Raw genomic sequence first — 17,307 nt, forward strand, 5'->3', positions numbered from 1 at the left:
TCGTCGGCGTCGTCAGATGTGTATTAGTGTCAGCACTCCTCTCTCTCTTTTTATTTTTTTGTTTTTTGTTCTATGAGGAGTGATATCTTTTTTTTACCCCTTTTGTCAAGTACCTCATCAACCATTTTTATTATACAGCCAATTTTTACTTGACAATTTTTATTGATTGATGTATAATTTGGAAAATTAAATTTCAATTAAGCGAGGGTTACTATGAAAAAAATTTCATTACACTTTTTAACAAATCCTCTCAATGATGTAAAATCAAAAAATAATCAATATTTCTACTTTTGGTATTGGAAAGACACCCAACTTGGTGCCTTCCATTACCTATTAGCTAGCAAGTAGGTATAAGAAGAAACAAGTGGGTGTCTACGAAAAGTAGACACCTTTTTTTTAATAAATACGGAGAAAACAAAATCTCCAGGAGGTGTGAGGGTATGAAAAAAGTATTAACAACTTTGGTAATCGTTTCTCTATTCACATTTGCTTTCGGTGTAAAGATTGGCATCACACAAATTGTGGAACACCCTGCTTTAAACAAGATTTATCAGGGAATAGTTGATTACCTTGAAGAGTCAGGTGTAGATTTTGAATATGAGCATCAAAGTGCTCAAAATAGTTTTCAAAATGCGATAACTATAGCTAACAAATTCAAAACAGATGTAGATATAATAGTTGCAATAGCAACCCCTTCCGCTCAAGCAGCGGCAACTGAAATAAAAGATAAGCCGGTGGTATTCAGTGCCGTTACGGATCCAATCAGTGCGGGTTTGATCCCCAAATTTGGTAAAAATCCAGGAAATGTTGTTGGAATAAGTGACATGGTTCCTGTGGAAACTCATGTAAACCTCATGAGAACAATATTTCCAGATGCCAAAAACTTAGCGATACTTTACAATACCGGAGAAGCTAACTCAGTTTTTTTAGCGGATCAAACTAAGAAATTTGCGCTCCAATTGGGATTCAATGTAATTGAAATCACGGGAACGAACGCCAATGAACTTGTAACTTCCTTAAACGCTCAAGCAAACAGGATAGATGTTGCCTATCTATACACAGATAATTTGGTTGCTTCATCTGCTGAAATCTTAGGCCAGGTATTCGAAAAAAACAAGATACCGGTAGTTGCAGGAGATATTGATATAGCAAAGAAAACATCAGTTTTAGGTTTTGGCTTTGATTATTATCAAGTAGGAATAGAGACAGGAAAAATTGTTCTTGATCTCATAAACGGCAAAAAAACTTACGAAATTGAGTCAAGGATAGTAAGTGCAGACGCACTAACGTTTTATATAAATTTAGACAGAGCTCAGGCCCTCGATGTAAACATACCTCAACAATTTTTAGATATTGCAGATGAAATAGTAGATGCACAATGATCTTGAAAGAATTTTAGGAGGAAAATTATGGATTTAGTAGGTATATTAGAGCAAGGATTAATTGCCTCCCTTGTGGCAATGGGTGTGTTTATAAGTTTCAGAGTCATCGACCTTCCGGATTTAACACCTGATGGATCGTATGTATTGGGAGGAGCGGTAACCGTTGCGTTTATGTACGCAGGCCTGCCTTGGATACTGTGTATGATTCTAGGTGGTTTAATGGCCGGTTTTTTTGGAATAATAACCGCACTAATACATAACAAATTAAAAGTCAATTCTTTGTTAGCTAGCATATTGGTTATGACCATGCTTTATTCGATAAACATAAGGGTCATGAATGGACCGAACGTTTCTGTTCCAAAAGAAATAACAGCCCAGCAAGAAGCACAATACACAGAAAAAACGAAGTTAGATGACATTTTAGGCATGAGTAGCTTAAATGAAAGTCAAAGTAATTTACCAATAAACGATACCAAAAAAACCTTATCTCCATTCAGAGAAAACTCTGGATATAATTCTACCATCCTAATAGCTTCGATAGTATTTGTATCTGCTCTTCTAACAATAATCTTTTTGAGAACGGAGTTAGGAATTGCGCTCAGGGGATACGGGGGTAACAAGGCAGGAATCAAAAACCTGGGTATGAACCCCGAAATTATGAGTATAATCGGATTATTTTTAGGAAATTTCTTCGCGGGGCTTTCGGGATCCTTGTTCTCTATGTACGGTGGATTTTCAGATGTAAATATGGGGCAAGGCATAGTTGTAACTTCTTTAGCCGCGGTTATTTTGGGGGAGATCATATTTGGCAGGTTTAATTCGTTCTATAACATGTTATGCCCCATAATTGGAGCTGTTGTCTATCAATTTTTACTGGCATTAGCTATGAGATATGGTTACATAATCGGCTTCCAATCAAGCGATATGAAACTAATAACTGCGTTGTTCATAATAATAGTAATAGGATTAAGGAGGGTAGAATTTAAAAAATGGTTGAGCTTAAAAACATCAGAGTAGTATACAATAAAAATCAAGTTAATGAAAAAAAAGCCTTGGACAAATTTGAACTAAGCGTTAAAAAGGGAGAATTCGTCACTATCATAGGTCCCAACGGTGCGGGAAAAACAACGCTTCTTAAAGTTTTAACCGGAGAGGTAGTGTTAGATGAAGGCAGTTTCACGCTAAATAACAAAAGCATAAAAAGAACCAAGCCCTACAAACTCTTTAGAAATGTCGGTATAGTGTATCAAGAACCTGATAGAGGTGTATTCCCTGATTTAACTCTTGAAGAAAATTTGATCTTGGGATCCAAAAAAGGCAACAGATTCTTTTCATTTGGAAAATATCAAGGATTAGAATTGTTGAAGTCTTTAAACATGGGATTAGAAAATAGGCTTAAAACAAAAGTCAAAGAATTTTCCGGGGGACAAAAACAGGCTCTCGCCATGGTACTTGCATCTATAACGAAGCCTGATCTTCTGCTATTAGACGAACATACTGCAGCTCTTGATCCCAAAAATGTCGAAAAGGTGATGGAACTAACAATGAAGATAAATAAAGAGCTTGGACTAACCATCATAATGATCACGCACAATATGAAAATAGTAGAAAAATATTCAAGTAGGATAGTGGAAATCAAAGACGGAAAAGTTACAAAAGATTTTGTCTACGAAAAAATACACAACAAAGAAGAATTTAAAAAAATTACAGCTAATTAAAAAATAAAAATAATTATAACTTATCTTCTAGACGCTCTATCCAGCAGGGCGTCTTTACTTTTTTAATCAATAATATAATTATGGTATAATATTTAAAACAGATTGTTTCAAAATTTGAAAGGACAAGATACTAAATGACTGTAAAAAAAGTTGATGTTTACAAAGAGATAGATGATCCAAACAGGAATTTCTTCATCTCGGCATCAGCGGGAACGGGCAAAACTTATATTCTTACACAATATTTTATAAAAGTATTAGAAAAGAATTTCCCAAATGCTGACATAGTTGATAATATTCTTACGGTGACCTTCACAAATAAAGCCGCCTCTGAAATGAAGAATAGGATTATGGAAGAGGTTTCAAACAAACTGGTTAAAAAACCTCCATATGGCATCAGCAAATTAGAATGGTACCAATATTGGAACGAAGTAAAAATTAATTTATCCCGCTCATGGATTAAAACTATAGACAGCTTTTGCTCAAGGATAATAAGAGAAAACAACATTTCCATGGGGGTAGACCCAAATTTTAGTATAATAAGCGATTTTCAAAGAGATCGAGAAGTTGAAAGATCGGTTTATTCTGCTCTAAGAGTCGCCTTAGAAATATATCAAGATAAAGAAATAGATTGGCTCAACTTCTTATCCACAAAAAGAAAGGAAAAAATAGAAAAGTATGTTGAAACTTTGAACAGAGAAAAAACAAAATTTAAAGAATCCTTTAAAAATATACTTTCTGAAATAGGATTGGACAAGTTTGAAAAAATAATTCAAGATATTGTTTCCAACTGGCGTATTGAAATGTCAAGAGTTTTATTAACTAATGATTTGGAATTAGCAGATAAAGAACTCACTGAACTTTACAAAAACTTCTTATGGCTTGTCAAAATTATTTCTCTTATCGCTAGTGAATTCTATTTGGGATTAACCATCGATAATTTTTTATACGATTTCAAAGCGGTTTTAGAAAAGGTTGTAGAAGAGTTCGAAAATAACCCCGATCTTCTTAAAAAGTACCAAAATAAATTTAAATATATCATAGTTGACGAATTTCAAGATACTAATTATCTTCAAAAAGAAATCTTTGACAAACTCCATACCACAGATAATTACTTTTTTTATGTTGGAGATAGAAAACAATCCATCTATCGTTTCAGAGGAGCGGATGTGTCTGTATTTTCTCGTTCTTTAACAGAAGCTCAAAACTCCGATGAAGAAGTTCTTTTAGGAAAATTAACTAAAAACAGAAGATCCCATCAACAAATCATAAATTTCGCGAATCGTCTTTCTGAATTCTCTTTATTTAAAAGAGATAATTTACAGATGCCAGATATCGATCCCAACCTTTTAGAAAATCTCTCTTTCCAAGAAGAAGATATATCAGAACCCGAAATCCCTCCCCAAGAGACCGAAACGATTCCCACGTTGAGTGAAGATGATACTAAAAGAGTTAAATACATAATAATTGAACCCACGGATGACAACGGATTAAACAACCAAGAAAATCGCCTTGCCATTGAAATAGAGACGTTGGCAAAAGTTATAAAAAAGTTGTTAGGACAAGAAATGGATTTCAAAGTAAGAAAAAATAATAAAGTATATTATGAAAGAAGAAAAATAGAACCAAAAGATATCGCTGTCCTTTCAAAAGAATTAAAAAATACAGAGAAAATACTTAGAACAACCTTTTTTAAATACAATATACCCTTTTATATATTCGGCAGCAAATCTTTTTACAACAGACCAGAAATTCAAGCTATTTTCGCTGCTCTCAACTCAATTCAAAATCCTCTCAACGACTACCAGTTTGTAAGGTATATGATGTCACTTCTAGTAGGTATGAGCTTTCAAGATCTTTCCAAATTAGTAGAAAAAAGGCAAGGAAGTTTCTTTGAAACCTTTGAAAATATGCAAAGCGAATTCCCTGAAGATGTAGTGGAAAGTTATAAAGTGCTTAAAAAGTACAAAGATCTCAAATACTATTTAACTCCTTCTTCTATACTGAAAGGTATAGTAAACGACAACAATTACTTCTCAAAACTTGCTTTAACAAATGATCCTGAAGTTTCAATATCAAATATAAAAAAACTTATAAACCAAGCCGAAGAATACAACAATATGGCAAATTCTTTTTCTGAATTGGTCAGATTTTTGAAAAATGCTTCTAATATCTCTGAAGAAGAGGCTTCTATAGAAGATGAAACATCTAACAGTGTGAAAGTAATGACCATCCATAAATCTAAAGGTTTGGAATTTCCTATTGTATTAATGATCGGTTTACACAACTCTATTTCAGGCACAAAAAATGGTTCTAATGCAGAATTTTCGATCCCTGATGCGACAGGAAATAGATATTACATCTTAAACAATGTATATAAAGAGAGCGTAGAAAACAGTGATCACTGGCTACTCAAATGGTTTAAAAACAATGAGTTTTTGGATAAAACCGAATCCAATAGATTAGTATATGTGGGAATAACAAGAGCGAAAGACTTGCTGATACCTATCTTAGTGTCCAATGAGAAAGCCGATACATTAAATAATTTCTTCTTAACTGTAAAAAATTCAGATATGATAGATATAATTCAATCTGATCATATTCAACAAGCACAAGAAAACGCCCTCCAACCTCTAAACCAAGATGAAAAAAATACTTTGTTTAAAGAAATACCTCAACAAAATCTTAAAGACTTAACCAATCTCTCATATAAAAAGTATATAGCCCCAACTTACATGATCAAGGAAATAAAAACTGAAGAATTAGATTTAATCGAAGACCTCAGTGGAACTATTCTATCTCCTTCAACTTATTTTGATCCAAAAAACATTTTTTCAGATCAAGAGCTTATCTTTAGAGGATCTTTTTTACACTCTAAACTAAGAAGTGCTCAAAACATAAGCCACATAAAAAATATGATAAAAAGCGGAGAGCTACCACAGGGTTTTGATGAATTAGATATAGTGAAAAAAGCCTTCACACCCACCGAGAATAAAATAATAAAAAATGAATGGAGACTCATGAAAAAATTGAATTTAGGAAAAAAAGAATACATGTTATTTGGCATTCCTGATAAAGTCATCATAGAAAATGGTGATATTGAGATTTTGGATTACAAATACTCAGAATTGAGAGATCCAAAAAAAATCAACGATTATAAATTTCAAATACTATTCTATCTTTATCTATTATCCGATTTTGGGAATCCAAAAAGGGGACATATAATAAGTATCAAAACATTACAAGATCCCATAATTTTTGAATACGACCCACAGTTTGAAGAGAGATTGATCTCACAACTTTCGAAAGAGGAAGATAATTATGAATTCAGGTAAACAAAAAAATTTAAGCAAAGTAGGGAAACCTCCTGGGGAGCTTATTTACACAGGAAAATTAGAGCCAATTAACGCAATTATCAACGTTTTTTCTTATGATCAACACTCTTATGACATATTTGAAAATGTCGGTTTTGACCTTATAAAAACCCTAGATAAAAACAAAATTCATTGGATCGACTTTGAAAACGTCTCTGACTCAAATAAATTAAAAGCTATTGGGGAAATCTTCGGCATCCACAAGTTAACGTTAGAGGATATAATTAATGTCAATCAAAGAACTAAGGTTGAGTTCTATGATTCTTATACATTTTTAGTCATAAAAATAATCTCCGATTCAAATGAAAAGCTAGAATTCAGACAACTCAGTATAATCATAAAAGAAAACATAGTGATTAGTTTCTCAGAAGAAAAGAATTTTGCCACAAATTTGTTAAAAACACAACTCAAGACGGACGCAGGAGAAATCAGGAACAAAGATGTAGGATATTTAACTTTCTCTTTAATAGATATCGTGGTTGATAGTTACTTCTCAAAGCTAAATAACTATATTTCACACACGGAAGAAATAGATGAAAAAATCACCGAAGAAATAGAAGAAGAGCATTTTATAAAAATAAAGAAAATTAAGCAGGAAATATTAAGGTTCCGAAGATTTGTATCCCCTTTAAAAGACATCCTCTTTCAAATACAAAAAAAAGAAAAAGGGTTTGTGAATGAGAGTAATCAGGTATACTTTATCGATCTTTACGATCATACCATAAGGATAAACGAATCTATCGATTTATTGAGGGAGAATCTAAATAACTTGACAGAGATTTATTTGTCGATAGTAAGCAACCGTTTGAACGAAATAATGAGAATACTCACCATAATATCAACTATTTTCATCCCACTAACTTTTATAGCGGGAATATATGGAATGAATTTTGAGAATATGCCAGAATTGCATTGGAAATTTGGGTATTTTATAATTTTAGGAATTATGGCGACTATAGCTGTAATTATGATCATTATATTCAAAAAGAAAAAATGGTTTTGAATTACAAATATATATAAGGGGGGTATTTCGATGAAGGAAAGTATTATTAAAAAAGTAGAAGAATTAAAAGAAGAAATTATTGAAAGTTCAAAAAAGTTTATATCAATTAACTCTGTTAATCCACGCGCGGGAGGACCTGGGGAAAAAGAAGTTGCCGAATGGTTGGAATCCTTGATTAGAGGCTGGAATTTCGATGAAATTAAAAGATACGACGCTCCAGACGATGCTGTTGAATATGGATACAGGCCAAACATAATTGCAACCTACAAAGGTCATAATCCACAAAGAACCATTTGGTTTGTAACTCACATGGACAAAGTACCTGCTGGTGATATCAAATTGTGGGAAACAGATCCTTTTCAGCCGGTAGTAAAAGATGGAAAGATTTTTGGAAGGGGAAGTGAAGACAACGGAGCATCTCTAATATCAACATTGTATGCCGTGAAAAGCATTATGGATTTAGGTATGAGGCCAGAAAACAACATCGCCTTAGCTTTGGTTTCAGATGAAGAAACGGGTTCAGAATTTGGAATAAAATACTTATTAAAACAAGGATTATTTAAAGAAGGAGATTGGTTCTACGTACCTGATGCGGGAGAACCTGATGGAAGTTTCATCGAAGTTGCAGAAAAATCGATTATGTGGTTAAAAATAACAACTATTGGGAAGCAAGGCCATGCATCAATGCCCAATATCTCCATTAACGCCCATAGAGCGGGTATGGATTTTGCAGTTGCGGCGGATAAATATTTCCATGAAACTTACAACCAACGAGATGACCTCTTTAATTATCCTTACTCTTCTTTTGAACCAACAAAAAAAGTATCAAATGTTGAAAACATAAATACCATTCCTGGAACAGATATTATATATTTCGATGGAAGAATTCTTCCAAATTATGACGTTGAGCAAATAATAAACAACCTTAAAAACCTGTCAAAAGAATACGAGAATAAATGGAATGTCAAAATAATAATTGAAGGGGAGCATCTTGAAAAATCAACAAAACCCACACCAAAAGACCATCCCTGTGTAGAAATGTTGAAAGAAAGTATAATGAATCTTAGAAATATAGAAGCTAAAGTTGGTGGAATAGGTGGAGGTACCTGTACAGCGATAGTCCGTGGGGCAGGGTTTCCTGCTGCTGTTTGGTCAACAATTGATGGAACAGCACATCAACCTAACGAATACGTGAAAATTGATAATTTAATTAAAGATACCCAAGTTTTCGCATACCTTATGAGTAATTTATAATTATATTGTTTTGAGCCTTACAGATTATATTGGGGGTTATATGATGTATGTAAAATTATGGCAAAATGATACTTTTCAAACAATTGAGTACACAGAAAACCTGCAAAAAGCCTTTGATAAAATAAACAGTGAAGAAGAAAATTTGGTCGTTGTGAGACGAGATGGAACTTTGTACAACCTCATCACTTTCAACGATATACCTACATTTTCTTCTTATGATTTTGATACGAAATTAATAGAATTATTAGATCCTACCGACTCTTTTTTATTTGACACTGACTTATTAGAAGATGCTCTAGTTTTGATGTTAGAAAACAGAGCGAGAGTTTTACCTGTTGTTAACAATGAAATGCGCCCTGTAGGAGTCTTTGGACTTTTTGAAGTTTTAAAAGCCTTTAAAACCATCTCAGCTATTGATGAAACAGGAACACGGGCATTAATAAAGATAAATGACGCTCCCGGTGAACTCGGCAAACTCTTGAGCATATTTGCGAATCGAAAAATCAACCTTCTTTCTCTAATGACCGCCAAAATAAGTGATGAAAAGAGAATGATCAGTCTTAAATTAGGTATTAAAAATATTGACCTCATTTCTGATATATTAGACGAAGAAAATATAGAGTATGAAGGTATATACGAAGAAAATGGAGATAAAGACAGGTAAAAAATAAAGGCCAACTGTAATAGAATTAATCATTAGGAGGCGATACATATTATGAAAATAGCTTACGTATCCTACGAAGTTTCTCCATTTGCTAAAGCTGGAGGCTTGGCAGACGTAGCTGGAGCCTTACCAAAATATATAAAAAATGCAGGAGAAGATATATACGTTGTGATGCCTTTTCATAAAAACATAGAAAATAATTTTAATACTTCTAAATTTCAGCTTGTAAAAACAGGTTTAATACCTGATTCTCATACACATAAGTCTCCTTTTAGTGTTTATAAAAGTTATTTAGAAGGTTCCTCTGTAGCAATTTATTTTATTAAAACGAACACCCTCTACGATTCAAAAAACATATATGATGAGGAAAATATCTTTTTGAAAACTTCGTATTTTTGTGACTCTGTTTTAAAAACTATAAAAGAATGTGAACCAGACACAAACGTTATCAACGTAAATGACTGGCATACTTCTCTTATACCTGTATATCTAAAAACCAATTATTTTCAAGACAATATTTTAAAAAAGATAGCCACAATATTAACTATTCACAACATAGGTTATCAAGGGCTTTTTAACCCTGAAGTACTAAATCAGGCTGGATTACCTAATTACCTCTTCAATATAAACGCCTTGGAATATTATGGAAAAGTAAATATATTGAAAGGTGGAATTTTGTTCAGTAATATAATAAATACAGTAAGTCCCACTTATGCAAAAGAAATACAGAGCGAAGAATACGGATACGGACTAGAAGGTATATTGAAGGTTCGATCTGAAGATTTGTTTGGTGTATTAAACGGCATTGATTACAGCATTTATGACCCATTAAAGGATCCACATATCTTTTATCCTATTGAATCATACAAAGACAAATTAAAAAATAAAACAAGTTTACAGGAATACTTAGGGCTCGTTAAGGATGAAAATATAACGCTAATCTCTTTTATTGGTAGGCTCTTTGAGCAAAAAGGAATCGATTTAATTTCAAAAATAATAGACCTTTTGTTACTCACTGATATTCAATTTGTTTTATTAGGAACAGGAGATAAAAAGTACGAAGAATATTTTGCTACCTTGACAAAACTTTATCCTAAAAAAGTCTCCATCAACATAACCTTCGATGTCGATCTAGCTCAAAAGATATACGCCGGATCTGATATCTTTTTGATGCCATCTAAGTATGAACCATGCGGATTAGGCCAAATGTACTCGATGAGATACGGCACCGTTCCCGTTGTAAGATACACAGGGGGATTGAAGGATACGGTTTCGGAATACAACCCCAAAGATAAGAAAGGAACAGGATTCGGATTTTATGAATACCAAGAAGCGAATTTATTATACACTTTAATGAATGCTGTGTACTTTCATCAAAAAAGGAATGATGACTGGACGAATATTTTTGAAAACTGTATGAAAGAAGATTTCTCTTACGAAAAAACAGCCAAGAAATACATCGAATTATACAAAATCGCCCTTGACAAAAAACGAGGTTATTAGAATGATGGAATTGAGAAAAGATCCTATAATAAAAAGATGGGTTATAATATCTTCCGAAAGATCGAAAAGGCCCATGGATTTCAAAAAGCAACAGCAAAAAATAGAAAACTCCTTCTGTCCTTTCGATTATGGAAATGAATACAGTACACCGGAAGAAATAATAGCCTTTAGAGACGCTAACTCCACTCCAAACTCCCCGGGATGGTGGGTTCGGGTTGTTCCGAATAAATTTCCAGCGCTCGACTCTGAAAACGAATTGAAAAAACAGGGTATCGGGATATATGACCAAATGTCTGGCTATGGATACCATGAAGTCCTTATAGAAACACCACAACACAACGCGAAATTAGCTGATATGCCAATGGATCAAATAAAAGAAATAATATGGGCTTACATACAAAGGTTTCAAACAATAAGAAAAGACAAAAACATAAAATACATTCAAATATTCAAAAACAAGGGAGAAGAAGCTGGCGCTTCCCTTTCACATCCACACTCTCAACTCATCGCCACTCCAATCGTTCCCATCACTATTAAATCAGAAATAGAAGGCTCCAAATCTTATTATGACTTTCGAGAAAGATGTGTTTATTGTGACATAATAAACCAAGAGTTAAAGGACAAACAAAGGGTCGTTTTCAAAACGGATGAGTTCATTGTTATAGAACCTTACGCCTCCAGATTTCCATACGAAACATGGATACTTCCACTCAAGCATTCACATGACTTTGGGTCCTTAGAAAACAATCCGGCATTAGTTGAAGATTTAGCAAAAACCCTTTCGATTATAACCAAAAGGTTTGATAAGAAACTTGACGATCCACCATTTAATCTATTCATACACACTTCACCGTTTATAGACGGACTGGAACTATATTACCACTGGCATATAGAAATATTACCTAGATTAACTAATGTTGCTGGTTTTGAATGGGGTACAGGCTTTCATATAAACCATGTTTCTCCCGAACAAGCCTGCAGTGACCTTATAGAAGAAAAAGACATTCTTTGAAAACGGGGGGGAACGAAATGATAGACTTAAAAGATATATTTTACGAATTTTCTTCGAGAAATGCCTTGGAATTAATTAGAAAAATCTCTGGTTTTCACAGAGCAAAAGGTAGCTTAGAATATTCCAAGGCGAGAGGGATAATTCAAAATTATTTGAAAAATTCAACTTTGCTTACCTTCCCTATGGATAAAACTTACAACACATGGCAAAGTCCTCCAAGTTGGAATCTAAACGGAGGCTTTTTAAAATATCAAAATGGAAAATACATCGTCTCTGATCTTTCTCTAACACCTATCTCGGCAATATTCTTATCAGATAAAACTGATGGAGTAGAGAAACTGGAAGTCTTCGATGTAGGAAAGGGAGAAACAGAGGAAGACTACAAAAATTTTGAACCGGGAAATGCGGTATTGGCTGACGGTAATCCCACCCTAGTCTACCACTATGCTATAGAAAAATTCAACGCAAGATGTGTCCTCAGTTACCATATGAAAGCTCAGGATAAATCTATAGGAAGAACTCCGAATCTTTTACCTGATACCATTAATTATACTTCTTTCCCAAGTTTTAAAAATAAGTACGCCTATGGTTACGCATTATCTTACGATCAATTTCAAGAATTAAGGGAAAAGCTTAAAAAAGAAAAAGTTTACATAGAAGCCTTTTTGGATGCAGATCAAGGAACAAATACCCTAGAAGTCTTACAAGAAAATATAGGTAAAGATACCGACCAACCAGCTATTATTTTAACTGCTCATCTGTGTCATCCAAAACCGGGAGCTAACGACAATGCAAGCGGCTCTGCACTACTGTCAGAAGTAATGAGAGTATTAGAAAAATTCCAAAATCACTTAAACAGAAAAATTATTGGTCTTTGGGTAGCAGAGATGTACGGTACAGCTGCTTATTTAACAACAGAATTTCCAAAAAACGCTTATGTTATAAACTTAGATATGGTTGGGGAAGATCAATTTAAAACAGGATCAACTCTTAAATTAACTCCTTCCCCTTGGGCAATACCATCTTTTTTAGGAGAACTTCTTTACGTGAACTTAGAATATCCTGCTTTTAGATTATCTTTCGAAAGATATTCAGGAGGTTCGGACCATTACATGTTTTCAGATCCAAACTTGGGAATACCGGCTGTCTCATTAACAAATTGGCCGGATAGGTATTACCATTCAAGCGACGACACGGTTGATAATTGTTCAAAAAATACCCTTGACTGGATAGGAAAAGCTGTTTTAAAAACTATCTACGATCTAGACAATATGAGTCAAGAAGTTTCGGCACAAGTAAAAGGCAAAATTATAAACAATCATTTCAAGCTAGCCAATGTTCAAAGCAAACTCATCACCAATTATGTAAATTATATGACGTACCTAAAACTACAGCAACTCTCTAAATATGGAGACGTTGAAGAAGAATTAATTGAATTTTTTAAGGAAAAAATTGACTTTAATTTGATCCCTTCACAAAAAAGAAAGATAAGAAAAAATATTGGGCCAATTTCTGATTCGTGGTACAATATCGAAGATATAAAATGGATGAACCAAATTAGAGAAAAAGTACCTAACTTTAGAGATTTCTTAGATGTATTTTTGAACGTATTTGAACTAGGATTTTCAAAAGAAGAAGCTATTTTAATAGCAAAAGCAGAGTTGGGAATTGAGGAAGATTTAAAGGCAGAAGTCGAACATTATCTGCAAAGATTAAAAGAAGAAAAATTAATAGAAATGTGAGATTTACACTATTATATTAAGGCACTCTATATGAGTGCCTATTTTCTATTTATAAGAAAAAGCAAGATAAACGCTCTTAATTAGTTCTAATCTCTCCTAATTGCTCATAATCTGCTGTATTTAAACTTGACTATCTTTGTAAAGAGGTTTATAATTTTCATAAACTTACTTTCGATAGTAAAGAAAGTAAGATAATAAAATCATTCTAAAATTTATAGAAAAGAGGAGAAAAATTGGCTTTAGTAGGTAGCAGAGAATTAATTAGGGATATAAATGAGAAAACCATATTAAAGGAAATCTTTTTAGAAAAAAAGATCGACAGAGCCACACTAGCAAGAAAAACAAGTTTGAGTGGTGGAACAGTCACAAAGATTACCTCTGATTTACTAAAGAAAGGTTTGATCCGGGTAATTGGGGAAAGCAATTCGACCGGAGGAAGAAAACCCATTCTATTATGCATTAATCCAGATTTCGGAAACATTTTAGGAGCAAAGATAGGTTTGGGATATCTTCAACTAATTATAACTGATCTAACTGGAAATATCTTATCTCAAGAACGAAAAGAGTTTGGAGAAGAGTTTGACCCCCATAAAATTTCCTGCCTAATTAAAGAATACGTTGAACAAAAAAACAAAAATCATTTAGTCGGAGCTTCTGTAGCTGTTTCAGGTACAATCGATTCAACAAAAGGTGTTGTTCTAGATTCTTTCATTTTAAATTGGAAAAACGTTGAACTTGGCAAAATCTTAAAAAATATCTTAAAGGTACCTGTTTACATAATAAACGATGTTGATTCTTTCACACTTGCTCACTTATGGAAAGGGAAATTAAAAAAATATAAACATGCGTTAGTTATGACTCTTGGGGTAGGCATAGGGGGTTCACTTATTGTAAATGGAAATCTTTACACTGGAAACGGCGGCGCCGGAGAAATTGGACACATGACTATAAAAGAGAATGGAAATAAATGTAGTTGTGGCAGCTATGGATGCTTAGAAGCAGAAGCCGGGTTTGAATCTTTGGTTAATAAGATCTACACAAAAAGTGAAAACACGCTTCTCAAAGAATATTATAAAACGTTTAAAAATACGGAGTTATCAGAAGTTGAATTTATCAGATTAGCTATAAAAGAAGATCCTCAAGTATCACACGAGGTTTTCAACGAATATTCAACATTAATAGGAACAGCCATAAAAAATTTAATCAATATTTTTACTCCTGAATACGTTTTGATAGGCGGAGAAGCCTTAGAGTTTTCAGATTATTTCTTACAAAACTCTATAAACTATGCAAGAAAAAATGCCTTCGGAAATTTAGGTGAAAGGGTGATTTACGATGTTGATAACTTAGGACCAAAAGCATGGATGTTGGGTGGTGTGTATCAAGTAATTCAAGAGGAGATGTTTTATATCAATGTTTGAGGAGGAGATATTATGAAAAAAGCATTCTTTTTGTTGGTTGTGATACTTATTAGCACCTTCATGTTGGCTCAGGTTAAGGAAGTTATTTTTTGGCATAGTTATTCTACTACTTCAGGAGAGTATAAACTATTAACTGAAGAAATTATACCGGAATTTGAAAAAGAACATCCTGATATCAAAATTACAGAAGTTCAAGTTCCTTACGATGAAATGAGAAGAAGATTGATCGTAAGCACAGCAGCTGCACAATACCCTGACGTTATGAGAATGGATATTATCTGGGTCCCACAATTTGCTGATATTGGTGTCTTATTACCACTCGATGAAGAATTTTCCAATGATTTTCAACAAATTAAAGATGATTTTTTACCCGGTCCATTGGCTACAAATTACTGGAAAGGTCATTATTACGGAGTCCCTTTGGATACAAATACAAGAGTTTTGTTATGGAACCGTAAAATGTTTGAAGAAAGTGGATTAAGTGAGCCTCCAACAAATATGGAAGAATTTATTAAATATATCAAAATTTTAACCAAAGATACTGATGGAGACGGACAGATTGACCAATGGGGTTTTGCTGATACAGGTTTTGGACCATGGAATAGCATGCCTTGGATATACTCTTTTGGTGGACAAATCCTTGACCCAACAAATTCGAAGGCAGAAGGATACGTGAATTCACCTGAAAGTGTAGAAGCTTTAAAAACATTTAAAGATTTATACGATCAAGGCTATATCGCTCCTATTGGAGGAGGCGGAATTGGTGTATTAGAAGGATATGCTGAAGGTATTTACGCTATGACATTTGATGGCCCATGGGCTGAGAGTATTATAAAAGGTCAGTATCCCGATGCAGAAATTAATTATTCCCTCGTCCCTGCCGGTAAAGGAGGTTCTAAATCTGTAGTTGGGGGTGAAGATATAGTTATTTTCAGCTCTACTAAATACAAAAATGAAGCATGGGAGTTTGTAAAATTCATGACTTCAAAGGAAGTTCAGCTAAAATTTGCAACTGTTGGTCAGATGCCTGTATTGAATGGATTACTTGATGAACCCGAAATTAAAGAACATCCATTCTTCCCAGTTTATCTAAAACAATTAGAAACAGCAATCCCTCGCTCCCCTCATCCTGCTTGGAACGAAATCAACGATATTATGGATAGTGCCTGGCAAAATGCAGCTATAGGAGGAGTAGATCCCCAAGATGCTTTAGATAACGCCGCTTATGAAATTGAAGAAATTCTGAAAGACTATAGATAAGAATGGGAAGTAAAATTCTAGGTGGAGGATATCCTCCTCCACCTAATATAATTCCTAGCATTAGAGGAGGAATAAAGAATGACTAGGGAAAAGAGAAGAAAATTGGTTGGCCTTCTTTTTGTCCTACCTGGTTTGATCAGTTATCTCTCGTGGACATTGTACCCAATTATAAAAAGTTTTATTATGAGTTTATACGAATGGAATATTAACCCTAATATTCCTAATGAATTTATAGGATTCGGAAATTACATAGAATTATTTCAAGATCCAAAATTTTATGTAGCTTTAAAGAATACTATTTTTTATACACTAATTACAGTTCCTGGACAAATGATTTTTGGCTTTTTAGTAGCTCTCCTTTTAAATAGAAAAATGAAAGGTCAAACTTTATTTCGGCTACTGTACTATTTACCTGTAATAACTTCTTGGGTAATAGTCTCAATATTGTTTCAATATCTATTTGCAGCAAGAGGAGGTTTAGTAAACTTTTTATTAAAAGACTTGCTTCATATAATACAGAAGGATATTGCATGGCTATCCAACCCAAATACAGCAATGATACCTATTTACACATTAGGTATATGGAAAGGCATAGGGTGGTCAATGCTTATTTTCTTAGCCGGACTCCAAGGAATACCTAAACAACTTTACGAAGCAGCTTCTTTAGATGGAGCTAATAGCTGGCAAACTACAACTAAAATTACTTTACCTTTAATGGTACCCACAATTATGTTCGAACTTGTCATGCTTACTATTGGCGGATTTAATGTTTTTCTTTCAGTTTATGTTATGACTGGCGGGGGGCCAATGGGATCAACGGAGGTCTTGTCTTCATATATGTTTAAAGAAGCCTTCGATTATTTCCATTTTGGTTACGGGTCAGCAATATCGGTAATTTTCTTCATTATTGTTTTTGCCATAGCTCAAATCCAAAGGAAACTATTAGCTAAAAGAAGTTCCTATTAAGAGGTGAAAAA

13 protein-coding genes are annotated in these 17,307 nt (G+C 33.7%); all 13 read left to right on the forward strand.

From position 1 onward, the window contains the following. Positions 1–440 precede the first annotated feature (440 nt). The 13 genes from X926_RS09945 to X926_RS10005 all read left to right on the forward strand — a co-directional run bounded on the left by X926_RS09945 (position 441) and on the right by X926_RS10005 (position 17,296). Positions 441–1,382 (forward strand): ABC transporter substrate-binding protein, encoded by a 942-nt coding sequence (locus X926_RS09945; protein WP_103066004.1) that lies wholly within the window; start codon positions 441–443, stop codon positions 1,380–1,382. 27 nt (positions 1,383–1,409) lie between these two features. Beyond that, the gene (locus X926_RS09950) at positions 1,410–2,399 is read left to right on the forward strand and encodes an ABC transporter permease (RefSeq protein ID WP_103066005.1); all 990 of its coding nucleotides are present in this window, start codon (positions 1,410–1,412) and stop codon (positions 2,397–2,399) included. Continuing rightward, a complete protein-coding gene (locus X926_RS09955; protein ID WP_103066006.1) occupies positions 2,372–3,100 on the forward strand; it encodes an ABC transporter ATP-binding protein in 729 nt (242 codons plus the stop codon). The genes X926_RS09950 and X926_RS09955 overlap by 28 nt, the downstream gene beginning before the upstream one ends. A gap of 134 nt (positions 3,101–3,234) precedes the next feature. Continuing rightward, positions 3,235–6,432 carry an exodeoxyribonuclease V subunit beta gene (locus X926_RS09960; RefSeq protein WP_103066007.1) on the forward strand — a complete coding sequence of 1,066 codons (3,198 nt, stop codon included), beginning with the start codon at positions 3,235–3,237 and terminating at the stop codon, positions 6,430–6,432. Then, entirely contained in the window at positions 6,419–7,474 is a 1,056-nt protein-coding gene (corA, locus tag X926_RS09965; RefSeq protein WP_103066008.1) for a magnesium/cobalt transporter CorA, read from the forward strand. Before X926_RS09960 ends, corA begins: the two co-directional genes overlap by 14 nt. 30 nt (positions 7,475–7,504) lie before the next feature. Continuing rightward, positions 7,505–8,728: a M20 family metallo-hydrolase gene (locus X926_RS09970; RefSeq protein ID WP_103066009.1), complete on the forward strand. Its 1,224-nt coding sequence runs from the start codon at positions 7,505–7,507 to the stop codon at positions 8,726–8,728. A gap of 43 nt (positions 8,729–8,771) precedes the next feature. Then, on the forward strand, positions 8,772–9,392 hold the full coding sequence (locus X926_RS09975; protein WP_103066010.1) for a CBS domain-containing protein: 621 nt from the start codon (positions 8,772–8,774) through the stop codon (positions 9,390–9,392). A 51-nt stretch (positions 9,393–9,443) separates the two neighbouring features. After that, complete coding sequence (locus tag X926_RS09980; protein ID WP_103066011.1) at positions 9,444–10,895, forward strand: glycogen synthase; 1,452 nt, start codon at positions 9,444–9,446, stop codon at positions 10,893–10,895. 1 nt (position 10,896) lies between these two features. Beyond that, a complete protein-coding gene (galT, locus tag X926_RS09985) occupies positions 10,897–11,907 on the forward strand; it encodes a galactose-1-phosphate uridylyltransferase (RefSeq protein ID WP_103066012.1) in 1,011 nt (336 codons plus the stop codon). A gap of 17 nt (positions 11,908–11,924) precedes the next feature. Continuing rightward, on the forward strand, positions 11,925–13,649 hold the full coding sequence (locus X926_RS09990; protein WP_103066013.1) for a DUF4910 domain-containing protein: 1,725 nt from the start codon (positions 11,925–11,927) through the stop codon (positions 13,647–13,649). A gap of 233 nt (positions 13,650–13,882) precedes the next feature. Next, positions 13,883–15,070 (forward strand): ROK family protein, encoded by a 1,188-nt coding sequence (locus tag X926_RS09995; protein WP_103066014.1) that lies wholly within the window; start codon positions 13,883–13,885, stop codon positions 15,068–15,070. Positions 15,071–15,082: 12 nt separating this feature from the next. Then, positions 15,083–16,330, forward strand: coding sequence for an extracellular solute-binding protein (locus X926_RS10000; RefSeq protein ID WP_103066015.1), 1,248 nt, complete (start codon positions 15,083–15,085; stop codon positions 16,328–16,330). A gap of 78 nt (positions 16,331–16,408) precedes the next feature. Beyond that, complete coding sequence (locus X926_RS10005; protein WP_103066016.1) at positions 16,409–17,296, forward strand: carbohydrate ABC transporter permease; 888 nt, start codon at positions 16,409–16,411, stop codon at positions 17,294–17,296. Positions 17,297–17,307 lie beyond the last annotated feature (11 nt).

This window comes from Petrotoga sp. HWHPT.55.6.3 (assembly GCF_002895495.1).
Lineage (GTDB): Bacteria > Thermotogota > Thermotogae > Petrotogales > Petrotogaceae > Petrotoga > Petrotoga mobilis.

Excerpts from the sequence above, each read along its gene's own strand:
- X926_RS09975 (WP_103066010.1), top strand. The coding sequence starts at position 8,772 with ATGTATGTAAAATTATGGCAAAATGATACTTTTCAAACAATTGAGTAC.
- X926_RS09955 (WP_103066006.1), top strand. The coding sequence starts at position 2,372 with ATGGTTGAGCTTAAAAACATCAGAGTAGTATACAATAAAAATCAAGTT.
- X926_RS10005 (WP_103066016.1), top strand. The coding sequence starts at position 16,409 with ATGACTAGGGAAAAGAGAAGAAAATTGGTTGGCCTTCTTTTTGTCCTA.
- galT (WP_103066012.1), top strand. The coding sequence starts at position 10,897 with ATGATGGAATTGAGAAAAGATCCTATAATAAAAAGATGGGTTATAATA.
- corA (WP_103066008.1), top strand. The coding sequence starts at position 6,419 with ATGAATTCAGGTAAACAAAAAAATTTAAGCAAAGTAGGGAAACCTCCT.
- X926_RS09945 (WP_103066004.1), top strand. The coding sequence starts at position 441 with ATGAAAAAAGTATTAACAACTTTGGTAATCGTTTCTCTATTCACATTT.
- X926_RS09990 (WP_103066013.1), top strand. The coding sequence starts at position 11,925 with ATGATAGACTTAAAAGATATATTTTACGAATTTTCTTCGAGAAATGCC.
- X926_RS09960 (WP_103066007.1), top strand. The coding sequence starts at position 3,235 with ATGACTGTAAAAAAAGTTGATGTTTACAAAGAGATAGATGATCCAAAC.
- X926_RS09980 (WP_103066011.1), top strand. The coding sequence starts at position 9,444 with ATGAAAATAGCTTACGTATCCTACGAAGTTTCTCCATTTGCTAAAGCT.
- X926_RS09970 (WP_103066009.1), top strand. The coding sequence starts at position 7,505 with ATGAAGGAAAGTATTATTAAAAAAGTAGAAGAATTAAAAGAAGAAATT.
- X926_RS09950 (WP_103066005.1), top strand. The coding sequence starts at position 1,410 with ATGGATTTAGTAGGTATATTAGAGCAAGGATTAATTGCCTCCCTTGTG.
- X926_RS10000 (WP_103066015.1), top strand. The coding sequence starts at position 15,083 with ATGAAAAAAGCATTCTTTTTGTTGGTTGTGATACTTATTAGCACCTTC.